General features: G+C 28.6%; 17 protein-coding genes. 13 read left to right on the top strand and 4 right to left on the bottom strand.

Translation table 11 applies throughout. The annotated features are described in order from the left end of the window. A partial coding sequence (locus tag Q0733_RS03690) for a T9SS type A sorting domain-containing protein (RefSeq protein ID WP_298779094.1) occupies positions 1 to 414 on the top strand: 414 nt, incomplete at its 5' end. A 173-nt stretch (positions 415 to 587) separates the two neighbouring features. On the opposite strand, the gene msrA is transcribed toward Q0733_RS03690, so the two are convergent. Beyond that, positions 588 to 1,235, bottom strand: a complete 648-nt coding sequence (msrA, locus tag Q0733_RS03685; protein WP_298779091.1) for a peptide-methionine (S)-S-oxide reductase MsrA — start codon at positions 1,233 to 1,235, stop codon at positions 588 to 590. Between the two features lie 272 nt (positions 1,236 to 1,507). Between msrA and dnaX the strand changes: the two genes are divergently transcribed. Continuing rightward, positions 1,508 to 3,190: a DNA polymerase III subunit gamma/tau gene (dnaX, locus tag Q0733_RS03680; RefSeq protein ID WP_298779089.1), complete on the top strand. Its 1,683-nt coding sequence runs from the start codon at positions 1,508 to 1,510 to the stop codon at positions 3,188 to 3,190. On the opposite strand, the gene Q0733_RS03675 is transcribed toward dnaX, so the two are convergent. Beyond that, positions 3,166 to 5,010 (bottom strand): sodium:proton antiporter, encoded by a 1,845-nt coding sequence (locus Q0733_RS03675; protein ID WP_298779086.1) that lies wholly within the window; start codon positions 5,008 to 5,010, stop codon positions 3,166 to 3,168. The genes dnaX and Q0733_RS03675 overlap by 25 nt on opposite strands. Before the next feature lie 123 nt (positions 5,011 to 5,133). Between Q0733_RS03675 and Q0733_RS03670 the strand changes: the two genes are divergently transcribed. Genes Q0733_RS03670 through Q0733_RS03655 form a run of 4 tightly spaced genes read left to right on the top strand, consistent with a single transcriptional unit; the run spans position 5,134 to position 9,205 of the window. Next, positions 5,134 to 5,967: a universal stress protein gene (locus tag Q0733_RS03670; protein WP_298779084.1), complete on the top strand. Its 834-nt coding sequence runs from the start codon at positions 5,134 to 5,136 to the stop codon at positions 5,965 to 5,967. Next, positions 5,968 to 8,157 carry a SulP family inorganic anion transporter gene (locus Q0733_RS03665; protein ID WP_298779082.1) on the top strand — a complete coding sequence of 730 codons (2,190 nt, stop codon included), beginning with the start codon at positions 5,968 to 5,970 and terminating at the stop codon, positions 8,155 to 8,157. A 5-nt stretch (positions 8,158 to 8,162) separates the two neighbouring features. Continuing rightward, complete coding sequence (locus tag Q0733_RS03660; protein ID WP_298779078.1) at positions 8,163 to 8,744, top strand: tRNA-(ms[2]io[6]A)-hydroxylase; 582 nt, start codon at positions 8,163 to 8,165, stop codon at positions 8,742 to 8,744. Between the two features lie 26 nt (positions 8,745 to 8,770). Further along, positions 8,771 to 9,205, top strand: coding sequence for a DUF4268 domain-containing protein (locus Q0733_RS03655; RefSeq protein WP_298779076.1), 435 nt, complete (start codon positions 8,771 to 8,773; stop codon positions 9,203 to 9,205). 304 nt (positions 9,206 to 9,509) lie between these two features. Here the strand turns inward: Q0733_RS03655 and Q0733_RS03650 are convergent, their stop codons facing one another. Further along, positions 9,510 to 9,848, bottom strand: coding sequence for a DUF4870 domain-containing protein (locus Q0733_RS03650; protein ID WP_298779074.1), 339 nt, complete (start codon positions 9,846 to 9,848; stop codon positions 9,510 to 9,512). Between the two features lie 203 nt (positions 9,849 to 10,051). Here Q0733_RS03650 and mnmE point away from each other — a divergent pair, with 203 nt between their 5' ends. Next, positions 10,052 to 11,446 carry a tRNA uridine-5-carboxymethylaminomethyl(34) synthesis GTPase MnmE gene (mnmE, locus tag Q0733_RS03645; protein WP_298779072.1) on the top strand — a complete coding sequence of 465 codons (1,395 nt, stop codon included), beginning with the start codon at positions 10,052 to 10,054 and terminating at the stop codon, positions 11,444 to 11,446. 247 nt (positions 11,447 to 11,693) lie between these two features. On the opposite strand, the gene Q0733_RS03640 is transcribed toward mnmE, so the two are convergent. Then, positions 11,694 to 12,164 carry a hypothetical protein gene (locus Q0733_RS03640; RefSeq protein WP_298779070.1) on the bottom strand — a complete coding sequence of 157 codons (471 nt, stop codon included), beginning with the start codon at positions 12,162 to 12,164 and terminating at the stop codon, positions 11,694 to 11,696. 171 nt (positions 12,165 to 12,335) lie between these two features. Between Q0733_RS03640 and Q0733_RS03635 the strand changes: the two genes are divergently transcribed. The 6 genes from Q0733_RS03635 to Q0733_RS03610 all read left to right on the top strand — a co-directional run bounded on the left by Q0733_RS03635 (position 12,336) and on the right by Q0733_RS03610 (position 17,300). After that, complete coding sequence (locus tag Q0733_RS03635; RefSeq protein WP_298779065.1) at positions 12,336 to 12,695, top strand: helix-turn-helix domain-containing protein; 360 nt, start codon at positions 12,336 to 12,338, stop codon at positions 12,693 to 12,695. After that, a complete protein-coding gene (locus Q0733_RS03630) occupies positions 12,692 to 13,807 on the top strand; it encodes a site-specific integrase (protein WP_298779063.1) in 1,116 nt (371 codons plus the stop codon). Before Q0733_RS03635 ends, Q0733_RS03630 begins: the two co-directional genes overlap by 4 nt. Before the next feature lie 5 nt (positions 13,808 to 13,812). Then, positions 13,813 to 14,643: a hypothetical protein gene (locus Q0733_RS03625; RefSeq protein ID WP_298779061.1), complete on the top strand. Its 831-nt coding sequence runs from the start codon at positions 13,813 to 13,815 to the stop codon at positions 14,641 to 14,643. Between the two features lie 84 nt (positions 14,644 to 14,727). Next, positions 14,728 to 15,024: a helix-turn-helix domain-containing protein gene (locus tag Q0733_RS03620; protein ID WP_298779059.1), complete on the top strand. Its 297-nt coding sequence runs from the start codon at positions 14,728 to 14,730 to the stop codon at positions 15,022 to 15,024. A gap of 47 nt (positions 15,025 to 15,071) precedes the next feature. Then, positions 15,072 to 15,965: a hypothetical protein gene (locus Q0733_RS03615; protein WP_298779057.1), complete on the top strand. Its 894-nt coding sequence runs from the start codon at positions 15,072 to 15,074 to the stop codon at positions 15,963 to 15,965. 45 nt (positions 15,966 to 16,010) lie between these two features. Next, positions 16,011 to 17,300 (top strand): VapE domain-containing protein, encoded by a 1,290-nt coding sequence (locus Q0733_RS03610; RefSeq protein ID WP_298779055.1) that lies wholly within the window; start codon positions 16,011 to 16,013, stop codon positions 17,298 to 17,300. Positions 17,301 to 17,701 lie beyond the last annotated feature (401 nt).

The raw sequence follows: 17,701 nt of genomic DNA, 5'->3' as shown, positions 1-17,701 counted from the left end.
TGTGACGATACCAACGCAAACATAAATCCTAACGCTACTGAAATTGCGAATAATGGCTTTGATGACAATTGTGATGGAAATCAATTAACAGATGACTCGTTATTAAACATTGAAAATTATAATACAATTGACAATCTAGAAATTCAAGAAGGTATTTCAATCTACCCTAACCCAAGTAATAATGGGATATTTTTTATAAAACTTAAAGATGAAAACATTGAAAATAATGATTCTGAAAACATTGAACGTGTTTATATTTATAACACTTCTGGAAAAAAAGTATATGAAAAAGGTTTTCAACAAAATAACAGCGTTGTATCAGTTAATTCTTCTCTAAAAAATGGAATTTATATATTACAAATAAGAACAAATAAAAATACCTTTAATGTAAAAATAATGTCTAATAAAGAATAGAATCAAAAAACAATATTTGATTTTTGATATTTAAAAACGGTACAGAATTCTAAATTACTGTACCGTTTTTAAATATAAAGAGTTTACGAACTAATACCTACTTATAATCAAATTAAAAAATAAATACATTTTAGGCCGTACTGATCATTTACTCAATTAACTGATAGTATTAATTAATACATTTCCTTTTTCAATAATTCTGGAAATTTCTTTTTAAACTTATTTAATCTAGGAATAGACACCGCTTTTACGTAGCCTTGATTTGGGTTTCTACGCTCAAAATCTTGATGATATTCTTCAGCTTTATAAAACTTTGTAAACTTTATTACTTCAGTTGCAATTTCTCCATCATAAACATGTTTATTTAATTTAGCTTTTATATTATTAATTGTTACTTTTTCATCAGCAGTTTTATAGAAAGCTATTGAACGATACTGTGATCCATAATCCGGATGTTGACCATTAACAGTTGTAGGGTTATGGGAACCAAAAAAAACAGTTACCAAAGTTTCAAAACTTACTTTTTTAGGATCATAATATACAGCTACAGTTTCTGCATGTCCCGTTTTACCTGTTCCAATTGAATTATAGGTTGGTTTATTCGTTTTGCCGCCAGCATAACCAGAAATTGCCTCTTCTACTCCACTTACGCTTTCAAAGATAGCTTCTACACACCAAAAACAACCACTTGCAAAATAAGCTACTTTAATTTCTTTATTTTGTATATAAACTGATTTCTTCTTAACTTTTTCCTTATTGATAAATGCAAAACAAGACATTAGTAATAAACAAATACCAAGTACAACTTTTAAAAATTTCATTTGTCTAAATTTTATTTAGTTTACTGTTAAATTATAAAAAAACTTGCTCTCATAAAATAACTAGTTTTTATATTTAAAATAGTATCGAAAATTACTAGTTTTTCCGATACTATTTTATAGAACCTTTAATTCAAAAAAGATTGAATTACCTATTTGGTCGTAATATTACTTAGCTTCATACAATTGTTTACAACTTTAGCATTTTGTTAAGAAAGCTTCTTGTAAAACATGAAGTAGATACTTACTTTTGTTACACAAATTTAATTAAATAAATGGAGCATTTTATAGTTTCTGCGCGTAAATATCGTCCTCAAAACTTCGAGGATGTTGTTGGGCAACAAGCCATTACAAACACGTTAGAAAACGCTATAAAAAACAATCATTTAGCACAAGCTTTATTGTTTACTGGACCACGAGGAGTAGGTAAAACTTCTTGCGCAAGAATTTTAGCAAAAAATATAAACCAGCAATACGCTGAATTATCTGACGATGAAGATTTTGCTTTTAATATTTTTGAACTAGATGCTGCTTCTAACAACTCTGTAGATGACATTAGAAACTTAACCGACCAAGTTCGTATTCCGCCGCAAACAGGTAAGTATAAAGTATATATTATTGATGAAGTTCACATGCTTTCTCAAGCTGCTTTTAATGCTTTTTTAAAGACATTAGAAGAACCTCCGGCACATGCAATTTTTATTTTAGCAACCACAGAAAAGCATAAAATTATACCTACTATTTTATCTCGTTGTCAAATTTTTGACTTTAAGAGAATTGGTGTTTTAGATGCAAAAAACTATTTAAAAACAATTGCTGAAAAAGAAAATATTACTGCAGATGATGATGCTTTGCACATAATTGCTCAAAAAGCAGATGGAGCTATGAGAGATGCTTTGTCTATTTTTGATAGAGTTGTCAGTTTTTCTGGTAAGAATTTAACAAGAGAAGCAGTAACAGAAAATCTAAATGTATTAGATTACGAGACGTATTTTAATATGACAGATTTGTTACTAGAAAATAAAATTCCAGATGTTTTAATTGCCTTTAATGCTGTTTTAGGAAAAGGTTTTGAAGGACATCATTTTATAAACGGACTAGCAACTCATTTTAGAGATTTATTAGTAGCTAAAGATAAAGCAACCATTAGTTTATTAGAAGTTGGAGATACTACAAAAAAGAAATATTTACAACAAGCAATTAAAGCTGATATCCCTTTTTTAATGCAAGCCATTAACAAAGCAAATGATTGTGATTTAAACTACAGAACTAGTAAAAACCAACGATTACTGGTAGAATTAACGTTAATGCAAATTGCCTCTATCACTTTTGATGGAGAAAAAAAAAAGTCAGCTAACTACATAATTCCTGCAACTTTTTTTCAAGCACTTTCTCCTGCTGTTAAAGAAATTTCAAAACCTATTGAGAAGAAAGCTATTACAGTAAGCAAAGTTGAAGGATCAAAATCTAAACTTACAAAACCAATTTTAAGAACAACAGTAAGACGTTCTTCTTCCCTTTCTTTAAAAAGCGTTCATCAAAAAAAGGAGGTAAAAAAAAGTGTTATTGAAGAAAATTATGACAATCATCCAAAAGATGCTTTTACAGAAAAAACACTTCAAGAATTTTGGAAAAAATATACTTTAATCCTTCAGAAAAAAGGAGAAAGCAGTATGGCTTCTATTGTTGGTACAGATATACCTATTTTAGTAGATAATTTTAAAATTCAGTTTACGCTTCCTAATAAATTGATGCAAGATCAATTTAAAAAAGGAAGATCTAAATTATTGAATTTTTTGAGAGAAAAACTGAATAATTACGGAATATCAATAGAATCTAAAGTAAATGAAACTATTGAGAAGAAGTTTGCTTATACTCCTCAAGAAAAATATAATAAACTAAAGGAAATAAACCCTTTATTAGAAAAATTGCGTCAAACTTTTGAACTAGATTTGTAAGAATCTCCAATACTTTTACCTAAATAAAATAAAACAAAATTTTGTTTTTCTTCATCAGATTTCTCAAACTCTGGTATCAAATACAAACCTTTTCCTTTTTCAACAAATAATGGAATTGATTTTTCTTCTTGTGAAAATAAATCTAATATGCGATCATACTCTTCTTCTGATGAAATTTCTACTTCATTAATTTGAGGGTTTTCTCTATAAGCTTCACTTAAATTAATATAATCATCATGTGGAGTAAAAAAGCTTTCTCTTTCAACTTTTGTTGAATTAACTGCCTCTAATGAAGTTGCTAATCTATAAGAACCATGTTCTCCAAAAGCTTTTGAAAAACTTGTTATTGCATGATTATTTACGGTATCACTACCTGTCATTGCTATTAAATAACCTACATCATTCAACTCAATATTATTTGTTAAATTATCATCATAAATATCTACATTTAAAGCTTCTAAGTTTTCGTTTAAAGCTTTTTCTATAAAGTTTTTATTAGAATCTATCAATACAACCCTTTTACCTTTATCCTTTAAAAAACTTGCAATTAATCTAGTTGGTTTTGAAGCACCAACAAACATAATAGCATCAGAACTTGTAAGAAAAACTCCTACTATTTTCGCAAAAAACCTTGCAGTAGTAGCATTTAATAAAACTGTACCTAACACAATCATAAAAACTAAAGGTGTAATATACTCAGCTCCTTCTACCCCCTGTTTTAATAATTTACTTCCAAATAAAGAAGCAATACCAGCAGCAACAATACCTCTAGGCCCTACCCAACTGATAAATAGTTTTTCGTTTAGTTTTAATTTTGAACCTGTAGTACTTAAAAAAACAGCTAAAGGTCTAACTACAAAAACAACAACAGCAAATAAAATGGCCGTTTTCCAGGTATATAAAAGCATTAAATCATCAATATTGATATTAGCAGCTAGTAAAATAAAAAGAATTGAAATTAATAAAACGCTCAAAGATTCCTTAAAATATAATAGTTCTTTTATGTTTTTTAATTTACCATTTCCTAAAACCATTCCCATAACAACAACTGCTAATAAACCAGACTCATGGGCAAAAAGTTCTGATTCTACAAACACCAATAATACTGTAGAAAGTGATACTACATTTAATAAATAATGTGGAATTAATTTTTTATTAACCGCATATGCTAAAGCATGGGCAAAAGTAAACCCGAAACTTGTTCCAAATAACAAAATTTTACCAAACTCCATCAATGCCGTTTTTGTAAAACCTCCTTCACCACCAACACTAATAAATTCAAAGACCAATACAGCCACCAAAGCTCCAATTGGGTCAATTAAAATTCCTTCCCATTTTAAAACAGTTGAAATATCTTTTTTAAGTGGAATATTTCTTAAAATTGGTGTAATTACTGTAGGTCCAGTAACAATTATCAAACCAGAGAAAAGAAAACATAATTCCCAGCTCAAATCAAAAACAAAATGTGCAACAATACCAGCGCCAAAAAAAGTAACAGCAGAACCTAAGGTAATTAACTTTGTAATTACTGGTCCAACATTTTTTATTTCACTTCTTTTTAAGGTTAAACCTCCTTCAAATAAAATAATACTAATAGCTAGCGAGACAAAATAATACAAACCATCTCCAGGAAATAAGCCTTTTTTTCCATTCCAAATTGGCTCAATCCATTTACTTCCATCTTCACTTAAATATTCGGCTGCAATTGGCCCAACAAACAAACCAATTAAAATTAAAGGTAATATTGCAGGAATTTTAAACTTCCATGCAACCCATTGTGCTAAAATCCCTAATATAATGATACCTGCTAGCTCTAACATAAATTACTAAATATAATTAAAAAGTAAATTTAAGAATGTTTGAGCTTCTTAAAAACTTATTTAATAGTTTTTTCTTGTTTAAAGTTTGCTATATTGTCGAATTAACCAAATGATACTAACTTCTTGCAGAAAATAGATAAGATTCTAATCGGAATAGCCTTTTCACCCAACTTAAAACCAAACATTTTTGAAGCTGTTAGGCTTGCTAATATGTTTAATGCTGAACTGGTAGGTGTTCATGTAGGTAATAAAAATGAACAAAAAGTAGTAGCTTTAGAAAAGCTTTTGAATGAAGCAGATGCTCTACAAAAACCTTTTAATGCTATCTGGCAAGGTGGTAAACCCGTTGATGTTATTCTACAAACTTGTACTAAACAAAATATTGATTTATTGATTTTAGGTGCAATTCAACAAGAAAACCTATTTAAATATTATGTAGGTTCAATAGCTAGGAAAATTACTAGAAAAGCCCCTTGCTCTGTTCTTTTACTCATAAAACCTTCAGTTGAAAGAGTTATTTGCAAACATATAATTGTTAATGGTTTAAAAGACTTAAAAACAGAAGAAACTATTAAAACGTCTATATTTATTTCAAAAAAATTAAACTGTAAAAAATTAACCATTGTTGAAGAAATAAAACAAGAGGAAATTCATGTTGAAGTAAATGACGATAGGTCTTTAAGAAAAGTAAATATTGTAAAAGAAAGAATTAAAAATAGAGAAGATAGGCGTGTAAAAAATATATTAAAAGATGTAGATTGTGATAGTCTTTCAATAAACACGCAAAGTATTTTTGGAAAAAGAGGATACTCAATTGGGCATTATGCAAAAGTAAAAAGAGCTGATTTATTAATTATGAATGCACCCACAAAATTAGGTTTGTTAGATCGAATTTTTCCGCACGATTTAGAATATATTTTATCAGAATTACCAACAGACGTTTTAATTGTAAAATAAATGAAGAAGAAGAATACATTTAAAACATTTGTTTCAGATATTCCAAAAAACTTATTTTCCGGTTTTGTTGTTTCATTAATAGCACTTCCATTAGGTTTGGGGTTAGCACTAGCTTCTGGTGCTCCGCCAATTTCTGGAATTATTGCAGCAATTGTAGGAGGAACTGTTGTTTCATTAATTGGAGGGTCTAATGTTACAATAACAGGACCAGGTAATGGTTTAGTTGTTGTTATTTTAGCTGCAATTACAACGCTTGGTAATGGAGACATGCATCAAGGTTTTTTATTTACACTAGCAGCCATAGTAATTTCAGGAATTTTACTAATTATTTTAGGCTTTTTAAGAATGGGATCTTTAGGCGATTTCTTTCCATCGTCAGCAATACAAGGTATGTTAGCTGCAATTGGAATAGGAATTTTTGCAAAACAAATCCATGTTATGTTTGGAAACACATCTGTAAAAGGAAGTATTATCCAACTTCTAATAAAGGTTCCAGAGGGGATTATCAATCTAATTAAAACAGATAATTCTAGCATGTTTTATGCTGGTTTAGTTGGTATTGTAAGTTTATTGATTATGATTTTTTATAGCAAAATTAGAAATCGATATTTTCAATTAATCCCTGCCCCAATGTGGATTGTAGTTTTAAGTGTTGGTATGTATTATTATTTTGATGTTTTTGCTGCCGCTGAATATCCAATTGATAAAAGCATATTGATTAATTTACCAGATAACATTTTATCTAATTTTGCCTTTCCTGATTTTAGTAAAGTATATGAATTAAGTTTTATAAATGCTGTGATTTCAATTACTTTAATAGCAAGTATAGAAAGCTTACTAAGCATTAAAGCTGTTGACAAATTAGACCCCTTAAAAAGGCGTTCTAATGTAAATAAAGATATTAAAGCATTAGGTTTAGCTACCGTAATTAGTGGTTTTTTTGGCGGATTAAATGTAGTTACTGTAATAGCAAGAAGCTCAGTGAATGTTAATAATAATGGTTCTAACAGATCTGCAAACTTTTTTCATGCTTCATTTTTAGTTGCTTTTATATTATTATTTGCTACTGAATTACGTAAAATTCCATTGCCAGCTTTGGCTGCTATTTTGGTTTTTACAGGGTATAAATTAGCATCACCAGATAATATAAAAAAAGTTTTTAAGGTTGGTAAAGAACAATTATATATTTTCTTAATCACCTTGTTTACTACTATTGCAACCAGTTTAATTACCGGTATTTTAGTTGGAATTTTAGTAACATTTATTATTCATATTATCATAAATAAAAATGCGAATTTATTTTTTAAAAACGTTTTAAAACCAAATGTTTTAATGTTTAAAGAAGATGATATTTATTATGTAAGTGTTAAGAATTTTTCTAGTTTTTTAAACTATACCAAATTAAAATCTAAACTAAATCAAATTCCGGAAACAGAAGAAGCTATCATTGATTTTTCCTTGTGCGATTTTGTAGATGATTCTGTTATGGAAAATATGAGTAATTATGCGCAATCCTTTGCTAGAAAAGGCGGTCATTTAGAAGTTATTGGTTTAGACGACTCAAAATCTATAAGTAATCATCCGTTTTCTTTGCGTAAAATAATGCCAAAACAAATAAATCAAATCAATAAGGTTTTAACAAAAAGACAAAAATCTATTGAAAAAATTAGTGAAGAAATGCACTGGAAATACGATGCTTTTTCTGCACAAGAAATGGAAGAGCTACCAACTTTTGGGTATTTTAAAACAAGAGAAATTAGCAAAGTTACCAATGTACTTTCTAATAAAGATTGCACCATTTTTGATGCACATTTTTCTGAAGGAAAAATGATTGCAAAACAAACTATTAAAGCTACAATGTTACATATTCATACCCAAAAAAATATTCCAAATTTTACTTTAGACAAAGAAGGTATTTTTGAATATATTTTAGATTTTGCTGGTTATAAGGATATTAATATTGATAAACATTCAGATTTTAGTAAACGTTTTTATTTATCAGGAAAAAATGAAGAAAAAATTAGAGCCTTTTTTACAGATGAACTAATTTTGTTTTTTGAAAGCAATAAACAATACCATATAGAAGCTTCTAAAAACGGACTTTTAATTATTGGTGATGAACGTTTAGCTAGTGTTAAAGAAATGAAAGCCCTTGCCTATTTTGGTATTGGTTTAGAAAAAACATTATAATATTTATGTTAGGTTTACAATTTGAAACAGAAACATCTTGGGCGGAAATAGCCAAAGATAATCTTCAACAAATATTAACAGATCATGCTTTTTTAGAACAAAAAGCTGCTTCTAATGCTGTTTCTATTATTATAAATTATTCTGAAGAAACTGAGCTTGTAAAAGAAATGAGCAATATTGCTATTGAAGAAATGCAACATTTTAAAATGGTGCATTTATTAATGGTAAAACGAGGCATGGTTTTAGGACGAGAGCAAAAAAACGATTACGCCATTAGATTGCAAAAATTTTTTAATAAAACTAAAGATAGAACAAATGCATTAGTGCAACGTTTATTAGTTGCGGCTTTAATTGAAGCTAGAAGTTGCGAGCGTTTTAAAGTATTTTCTGAAAATATGGAAGATGAAGAATTATCTAAATTCTACAAAAACTTAATGATTTCTGAAGCCAACCATTATACTACTTTTTTGCAATTTGCAAGAGAATACCAAGACAGAGATATTGTAGACGAAAAATGGAATGCTCTTTTAAAATTTGAAGCAGAACTTATGAAAGAACGTGGTAATTCTGCTAAAATTCATGGGTAATTAACCTGTTAAACACTTGAAATAAAATGTTTTCTAAAGACGAAGCAGCGTTAATGCGCAAAGAATTTTGGACAAGTTTTGGAAAATCGTTTCCAAGAAAATGGTTATTGTATAACACTAAAATAAAAGGATTCTCTTTTAAGTTTGTTGGCGAAAGAAAAAAAGCCATGGTTTGTTTGGATATTGAACATCCAGAAGAAATTGCAAATGAACTTCTTTTTGACCAAATGATTTCTTTAAAAACTTTGCTAGAAGCTGAACTACCAGAAGTAGTTTTTAATGATGCCTATGAATTAGAAAGTGGTAAAATAATTCATAGAATTTATGTTCCTTTTGATAAAAAATTTAGCATTTATAATAAAAATACATGGAGAGATTGTTTTGAGTTTTATATAGAAACAATGTCTAAATTTGAGCTTTTTTTTTATGAATATGAAGATTTTATTAATCAGGCTATTTAAAATTACTTGTAATTACTGAACGAGTAAAAATCTATCTAAATAAAGCTTTAATCTTTTAGCTAATGATAGACTACTTTAAAAAGTCTGCGTTAAGGATTGGAGCTTTGTTTGAGCTCTTTTGTGAAGTATGAACAAAAAGCGAGTGCGTAAAGCCTGACTTGGTCCTGAATGCTTTCAGGAAAAAGTAACGCCCAAATACTCCTTAAACTAATATTTTATAAAGAGGAAAGACCTTGAAACAAACTCAGTGCAAAAAAAAATCGCCCTAAATGAGCGATTTTCAATTCAAATAAATATATAGGATTTAGCTTATAAATGATATGCTAAATGGATAATTTGGTGGTTGGTTATTACTTGCTTTTATGGCATTTGTAATTGGAAAAATTAAGTAAAAAATTGCAATTACAATGATACCAACAATACCTAAACCTAATAATAAAATTAATGGAATACAGATTAAAAGGTAGATAAACATTGATATTCTAAAGTTTAAAATGGCTTTACCTGTTTCGTCCATATTCCTGATTTCGTCTTTTTTTGTGAGCCACAATATTAGTGGAATCACAAAACCTCCTATACCAGAAACAAAATCTAATAATTGACTTAAATGTGTTAAAACTAATAATTGTTTGTTTTCTTTCATTGTTATGTTTTGTTGTTTAGTGTACTTATTAGACGCATAATTAACTGTTTTGTTACAAAAAAAATACACAAACCTTTAATTATCAATCTTTTTACTATTAAATAGTATTTAATAAAAACTACTTTCTTTAAGATTACACTTTTTTAAACTATAAAGTAATTCACTTTTGTTTTTCAGAAAAAATCTTTGTGTATTTTTGCAACATGATTCAACAAGATACTATTATTGCTTTGGCTACTCCTGCCGGAGTTGGCGCTATTTCTGTAATTAGACTTTCTGGCGAAAAAACTATTGAAATTGTTGATGCTTTTTTTAAATCGATTAAAAAAGAAAAGTCTTTAAGAAATCAAAAATCACATACTATTCATTTAGGTCATATTATTAATAAAGGTGTTATTTTAGATGAAGTGTTGGTGTCTGTTTTTAAAAACCCTCGCTCCTACACTGGCGAAAATGTTGTTGAAATTTCTTGTCATGGTTCTAGTTTTATTCAACAAGAAATTATTCAATTATTTTTAAAGAATGGTTGTAGAATGGCTGATAATGGAGAGTTTACCATGCGTGCTTTTTTAAACGGAAAGATGGATTTAAGCCAGGCTGAAGCTGTAGCAGATGTAATTGCGTCAAATTCTGCAGCAAGTCATCAAATGGCAATTCAGCAAATGCGTGGTGGAATTAGTAATGAGTTAAAAGAACTACGAGCACAATTATTAGACTTTGCAGCTTTAATTGAGTTAGAACTCGATTTTTCTGGTGAAGATGTTGAATTTGCTGATAGAACAAAATTTAAAGAATTAGTTGCAAGAATTACCTTTGTTTTAAAACGTTTGATAGATTCTTTTGCTTTTGGAAATGCCATGAAAAATGGAATTCCTGTTACAATTATAGGGGAACCTAACGTTGGAAAATCTACATTATTAAACGCACTTTTAAACGAAGAAAAAGCCATTGTTTCTGATATTGCTGGTACCACTAGAGATGCAATTGAAGATGAATTGATTATTGATGGAGTTGCTTTTCGATTTATAGATACCGCAGGAATTAGAGAAACGGAGGATGTTATTGAAAGTATTGGAATTAAAAAAGCCTACGAAAAAGCAGAAAATGCCCAATTAATTATATTTTTAATCGACTCTAATAAGTTTTCTTATTCTAATGAAGATTTTTTACAAGAAATTAAAACGATTCAAGAACGTTTTCCAAACAAACGCTTGTTAGCTATTGCTAATAAAATTGATACTTTATCTTGTCATGATTCTGCAATTTTACAATCAGAAATTGAGAATTTAATTCTTTTATCAGCAAAAAATAAAACAGGAATCGAAGCACTTAAAAACGAGCTAACTTCTCTTGTAAATACAGGTGCTTTAAGTAATAACGAAACTATTGTAAGCAATTCGCGTCATTTTGAGGCTCTAAATAATGCTTTACAAGCAATTACATCTGTTCAACAAGGCATTGATTTAGAAATATCTACCGATTTATTTTCTATTGACATTCGTGAGTGTTTACGTCATTTAGGTAATATTACTGGAGAATATGATGTAGATAAGGATATTTTAGGACATATTTTTTCTAATTTCTGTATCGGCAAGTAGTTATTGACTCATAAAAGCTAACAGAAGTCAATAAAAGTCAACCATTTAGTACTTTATCACACCTTCATAATGAGCTAAATTAGCTTCTATAAACTTCTATTGGTTAAATATTTGTATCTCCTGTGTACCTTTTACTAAAAATTGGTCATTTTTTACTAAAAATTTCTTCTTATTCTTTTTTAAAAGGAAACTTGATGAGACTTCCTGAGACTTGTGGTGACGAATAGAGACTTTTTGAGATAGTTTATTATTTTACCATATATGGTTTAAAAATTTCAACCAAATGCTTTTGAAGTTTCTCTAATTTATCTTGTGGTACAAATTTTTCGTTTTCAAAACTTGCTGCATAACCCCATCCTTTATTTGTGAAATTTAAGTTTTTAAATAATGTCTCTTTATAAGGTATTTCTTTTTTTACGAAAGCTATTAACTCAACCATTCTTCCATATTTATAGTTTGGCTTTTTTTCTTCAGGGGCTTCTTTATTATCTATAGTTCTTACTAAATGTGTAACATATTTTTCATTATTTATACCCATTGTTTGGTATAGAACTATGTAATCACCTTTGTTGGTTTTTAAAATATTACCTCGATATTTATCTGGATAATGTAACTTAAATTTATCTCCTACATTTTTACCAAAATATGCTTCTCTTTTGTCTTTCTCATGAAGCTTATCAGTGATGTTTTTAACCCTTGTAATTCTCCTAAAATCCATAAAATTCATTTTTTTGTTAACCCAAAGATAAAAAACTTGCATCTATATTTTTAAAGAAAGTATTGCTCATCAACAATTTCTTTAATAAAAATTGTCAAACCTGATAGAAGCCTAATATTTTGGCCCTTTTAATTTAGACAAAATGATTTATCGACATATTTGTAACCTGTTATGAGTAGTAATATTTACTTAAAAAAAACCTGTATAGAATGTGGCAATCAATTTATAGCTAGAACGACTGTAACTCTTTGTTGTTCTGGAAGATGTAGAAAAAGAATATGGAAAAGAAAACAAAGGGAAAAGAAAATTAAAAAAGCAATTGAAGTTGAAGAAAAGACGATACCTCAGCATATTAAAAATAGTGATTTAAAGGGTAGAGAAATCTTTTCTATACTCCAAGCATCAAAATTTATTGGGGTTAGTAAATCTACTATCTATAGATTATTTGATGATGGTAAATTAAAAAAAGTAAAAATAAGGAGTAGAATATTTATAACTAGAAATAACATCGAAAAAGCATTTAAAATATGAAGACTGCAAAAGTAAAAGTGAGATTTAAAATCTTAAAAAGTGGCTCAATGAAAAGTACTTATTTAGACATTTATCCTGCTATAATACATCCAATTTCAGGTAAAGTAACAAGGCGTGAGTATTTAAGAATGTATGTTTATACTAAACCTAAAAATGAAGTAGAAAAAATACACAATAAAAATGTTATACATAGAGCAAACATTATTTGTAATGAAAGACAAAACCAAATCTATAATAACGACTTTGGTTTCTTGGCTTCTGAGTTAGATAATAAGTGTTTCCTAGAGTATTTTGAATCTTTAGCAAGAAAACGCGGAAGAAGTAGCTCCAGTCAAGCCAAATGGTTAATCGTACTTAAATATCTTAAAGAATTTTCTTCTGAAATTAAAATGAAAGATTTAACTATTCCTTTCATTCATAGATTTAGAGATTTTCTTTTAACTAGAAAACACTTTAAAATAAAAGATCAAACCATTTCTCAAAACTCTGCCAGTTCTTATTTTTCTAAAATTACTTTTTCTATAAAATGTGCTTATAAAGATGGGATTATTAGACAAAATATAGCTCCAAAAATAGAACGCATAAAAGCTATTGATGTTAAAAAAGAGTTTCTAACTACCGAAGAAGCAACAAAACTAAAAAATACACCTAGCAAAGATAATGTTCACAAAAGAGCTTGTTTGTTTATGATGTATACTGGGCTTAGAGTTTCCGATATCATTAACTTAAAATGGTCTGAAATTGAACACTCTAAAGAATTGGGTCATTATATTAGATTTCAACACCAAAAAACTAAAAATCAACAAACATTACCCTTTAGTGAAGATGCTTACCAACTATTGCCTAAAAAGGGTGAGGGTAATGTGGGTGTTTTCTACAACTTCTCCAAAAAATATTCTTTGTTGAAAGCTTGGGCTAAAAATGCTGGTATCACAAAAAACATAGGCTACCATACTTTTCGGCACTCCTATGCAACTATGCTACTTAGTAATGATGTATCAATCTTTACAGTTCAACAAATGCTCAACCATCGTAGCATTTCCAATACAATGCGATATGTCAACCTTTTAAATGATAAGAAAATAACCGCAGCAAATGCAATTAAATTTTAATAATTATGAATAAACTAGAAATTTTAAACAGACTAAACAGTATTTCAATGGACTTGCTAATCTCAGCAGTAAAAATTGAATATTACCATGAAACTCCAACAAAATTAGCTTTACAGATCAAAGAATTACATCCAGATACAATTGAGCTACCTATAAAAAATATTGCAGTAACCTATAATGGGTTTGAAGACAAAAATCACTTTGAGCAGTATCTTAATAAAAAATATAGTTATTTAAAAACAATTCTCACCATTTACTCAACTACTAAAGGTCTTGATATTTATAAAAATGAATTTTCTAAAACAATTGGAGAAATTAGGGTTTGGCAAAACTATAGACACACTTTTTATTCTAGAAACGATTCGCAAATAACATATAGCCATCATTCTAAATTTGATAAATACGAAACCAATTCTGATATAGATATTTACCAACAAATACAAATTTCTGATTTTGTGAAAATTCAATTGGCTTATCTTAAAAAATTACATCAATTACTTACTATTGGTAAAGAACAATCCGAAGTTATTGAAAATATAGAAGATTTGATACCAAGCAACAGTAAAAGGGAGCATCTTAAGAAATGGTTAATTGAGAATGATTATTGTGATGATTCTTTTGTTTGGACTCATAAAACAGGTCCTTACAAATCTAAAGTAGCTTGTCTTTTAAGTTATGTAATTTCACTTAAGGGCTTCACGTATAAAAAACCGAATGATGATGAAATATTTAATGTCGCTAGAAATACATTTAAAATAACGTTTGGTAAAGACACATTAAGAGACGCTCCAAACAACAGTGAAATTCGAGCTGAGTTTAAAAATCTAAAGATTTAAAGATTTTCCGTTTTTCAGCTAACTATAAAACGGAAGGCTACCTCTAACTAATGTTCCAACTTTGCAGTATTAAAACTGTAAAGTATGGAACATTTTTTAATTATAAAGTCATCAGAATTAAGGAAACTAATTCATGAAGAACTAGTTGACTTCTTTCAGCACATACAAATTACTCCTATAAAAAAGGAAGTTGAATATTTAGGCATAGTGGAAGCATCTAAATACCTTAATGTTTCTCCTCATACATTAAGAAGAAAAGCTAGAAATAGTGAAGTCCCATGCTATAAAAGAGGTAACAAATGGTTGTTTTCTAAATCTGAACTTAAAGAATACATAGCAGAAGGTAAGGTACTAAGTTTAACTAATAAAGCAACTTGGTAATGGTAGATTACACTTACTTATATAAAGTTATTAGGTTAATTGATTGGTTGAAACCGCTTCCCTCTCATTATATTTTCAATGAGTTAACATTTTACCCTCATAGGAATAATAAAGGTGTTATAAATTATTATTTCGCTGAAGATGATTTAAAGTTAATGCATTTCATTTATCCAAATGAATATCGGATAAAGAATTCTCTACATAAAGCTTACGAATTGTTAATTGGCAAATCTGATAATAATCACTCTTATTTTGGATATGCTGAACTTCTAACTATTGTTGGTTACTTAGAAAAAAAGTACAAACTAAATCTTTCAAAAACTTATATCCGAAAAATTGAATTGGGTGTCAACATCAAAGTTTTAAATGATGCTATGATTTACATCGATAGGTTAAAATCTTACCAACATAGGAAAGAAGCAACAAAAATGATGTCTAGAACAAGTAAACATTATGGCAAGCAAGTAGATTTATCACAACAACGATTTAAACTCTATCATAAATCCTCTCCTCTCCTACCTTACAAATTAGCTACAGAAGATAATCTAATTAGGTTTGAGATGGTCTTTAAAAAGATCGTTACAATCAATAAGTATGCTTCAACTTTAGAAAGACTAATTAATCCTAAAAACTTTAATGATTTAGTAACCTTACTTCAAAAGAAATTTGATGCTCTACAATTTGAGAATACTCACAATCTATCTAACCTAACTAGTGCCGAACTCACTTTATATCATGCTGGTAATTCTACTAGATATTGGCAACAATACTATAAAAGTAAAAATAAACACACCTATGCTACCAAGAAGCAACGATATAATAAAATCATCAAGCAACTTGAACTTGAAACATCTAATCAAGATGAATTGATAATCGAATTAAAATCAAAAATAAAACAAGCCTTAGAAAAACAGAAAGCATCAGCTTGTTATATACCGTAAGAATTAACTCAAAACAATAAATATTAATCATAAAATTTTAAAAAAATGGAAACAAAAAACGAAAAACAAACAGTAGATCAAAAAGTGGATAGTTATAATGATGAAAACAAACCAAAGTTATTGATTATTCATGATCATCTTCTTAAATCTTATAATTTCAGACATAATGTTGTGAAAGGTGTAACAGAATATACACATCGTAAGGATGATAACGGAATCTATAAAGAACTTGATGAAATGTTTATTAACTCTCAGGTTTCATTGTTCAAATTAGGAGGGTTAAAAGCTACATATTCAGAAGTTTCTCAACTTCTTAATTCAAACTTAGTCGAAAAACATCATCCATTTGAAGAATACTTTAACAACTTACCGAAATGGGGTGAAACTAATCCAAGTGAAATAGAAAAATTAGCAAATACTATTGAAACTGATGAACAAGAACATTTTGAATTGTGTCTAAAAAGATGGTTGATTGCAGTTGTTGCTTGTGCTACAAAAACTGAGATAGTTAATCAACAAATGATTGTATTATCTGGTAAACAAGGTCTTGGGAAAAGTACTTGGATAGGTAAGTTAATCCCTAAAGAATTATCAAATTATTACTATTCAGGTTCTATTAACGCCAGTAATAAAGATACTTATGTCTATTTAGCTGAAAGTTTTATCATAAATCTTGATGAACTTACTAATATGAATAAAAAAGAATCTAGTAAATTTAAAGAAATCATTACACAAGGCACTATAAATATAAGAAAAGCATTTGCTAAAACAGCAAAAATTCTTACTCGTAGAGCTTCGTTTATAGGCTCTATTAATGAGTCTGAATTTCTTTATGATTTAACTGGTTCTAGAAGATTCCTTTGTTTCATCACTGAGAAAATCAACTATTCAAATGATGTAAATATTGACTTAGTCTACGCCGAAGCTAAATATCTTCTAGAAAAAGGAGAAAAATATCATTTTGATAAAGAAGAAATAGATTTAATTGATAAAATGAACGATAGGTTTAGGGTAAAAAATCCAATTGAGATTAAATTACTAGATCAGTTTAGTTCAATTAGACAAATCGAAATACCTAGTGAATATGGGCTTAAAGAAGAAGAAATTTTGCTTTCACTTAGACCAATTAGTGTATTGATGAAAATTCACCCTAACAAATATAAATATCAACCACCAACTATGGTAGAGTTAAAAACAATTGGTAGTATTTTAACTATGCATAAATTTAAATCGAAAATGATTAAAGGCAGAAAATATTACGAGCTACACAGGAACATTCCTAAAGTTGATGGACAAAAAATATATTTTGGTATAGATCCAAATGAAAAACATTGACGCTAAAAATTAAGTGGTTTAGACTAGTTTTAAGCCACTTTTTTATTGAAAAACTATCAGTGTTTGTATTTTGTTAAAAAGCTAGTATTGGTATAACTTAAATGGACATTCATAAAATAAAACTGTTAAAATACATTAACAGTTGGAGTACTTTTTAAAAAGTTAAAATCTGTTATAGAAGTTTAGTACATTTGCTATTGAAAATATTAGCGTTAGCTATTTATTCTTGTTATCGAAAACCGCCAATTTCAAAATACACACAAGAAAAATAGACTTAATGCTCATGCTTTGGCGTGGGCTGTGTTTATTTGTGTGTAGGGTGCTTGGCGGTACCTCGATAACAGTAAGCTACAGTACCCACGCTTTTCTGTTTTATAACCTACTCTTTGGGACTGAGGGTA

Source organism: uncultured Polaribacter sp., assembly GCF_947500975.1.
Lineage (GTDB): Bacteria > Bacteroidota > Bacteroidia > Flavobacteriales > Flavobacteriaceae > Polaribacter.
The sequence above is the reverse complement of the archived record's forward strand: the minus strand, read 5'-3'. Positions and strand labels throughout refer to the sequence as shown.

Excerpts from the sequence above, each read along its gene's own strand:
- msrA (WP_298779091.1), bottom strand. The coding sequence starts at position 1,235 with ATGAAATTTTTAAAAGTTGTACTTGGTATTTGTTTATTACTAATGTCT.
- dnaX (WP_298779089.1), top strand. The coding sequence starts at position 1,508 with ATGGAGCATTTTATAGTTTCTGCGCGTAAATATCGTCCTCAAAACTTC.
- Q0733_RS03675 (WP_298779086.1), bottom strand. The coding sequence starts at position 5,010 with ATGTTAGAGCTAGCAGGTATCATTATATTAGGGATTTTAGCACAATGG.
- Q0733_RS03665 (WP_298779082.1), top strand. The coding sequence starts at position 5,968 with ATGAAGAAGAAGAATACATTTAAAACATTTGTTTCAGATATTCCAAAA.
- Q0733_RS03660 (WP_298779078.1), top strand. The coding sequence starts at position 8,163 with ATGTTAGGTTTACAATTTGAAACAGAAACATCTTGGGCGGAAATAGCC.
- Q0733_RS03655 (WP_298779076.1), top strand. The coding sequence starts at position 8,771 with ATGTTTTCTAAAGACGAAGCAGCGTTAATGCGCAAAGAATTTTGGACA.
- Q0733_RS03650 (WP_298779074.1), bottom strand. The coding sequence starts at position 9,848 with ATGAAAGAAAACAAACAATTATTAGTTTTAACACATTTAAGTCAATTA.
- mnmE (WP_298779072.1), top strand. The coding sequence starts at position 10,052 with ATGATTCAACAAGATACTATTATTGCTTTGGCTACTCCTGCCGGAGTT.
- Q0733_RS03640 (WP_298779070.1), bottom strand. The coding sequence starts at position 12,164 with ATGGATTTTAGGAGAATTACAAGGGTTAAAAACATCACTGATAAGCTT.
- Q0733_RS03635 (WP_298779065.1), top strand. The coding sequence starts at position 12,336 with ATGAGTAGTAATATTTACTTAAAAAAAACCTGTATAGAATGTGGCAAT.
- Q0733_RS03630 (WP_298779063.1), top strand. The coding sequence starts at position 12,692 with ATGAAGACTGCAAAAGTAAAAGTGAGATTTAAAATCTTAAAAAGTGGC.
- Q0733_RS03625 (WP_298779061.1), top strand. The coding sequence starts at position 13,813 with ATGAATAAACTAGAAATTTTAAACAGACTAAACAGTATTTCAATGGAC.
- Q0733_RS03620 (WP_298779059.1), top strand. The coding sequence starts at position 14,728 with ATGGAACATTTTTTAATTATAAAGTCATCAGAATTAAGGAAACTAATT.
- Q0733_RS03610 (WP_298779055.1), top strand. The coding sequence starts at position 16,011 with ATGGAAACAAAAAACGAAAAACAAACAGTAGATCAAAAAGTGGATAGT.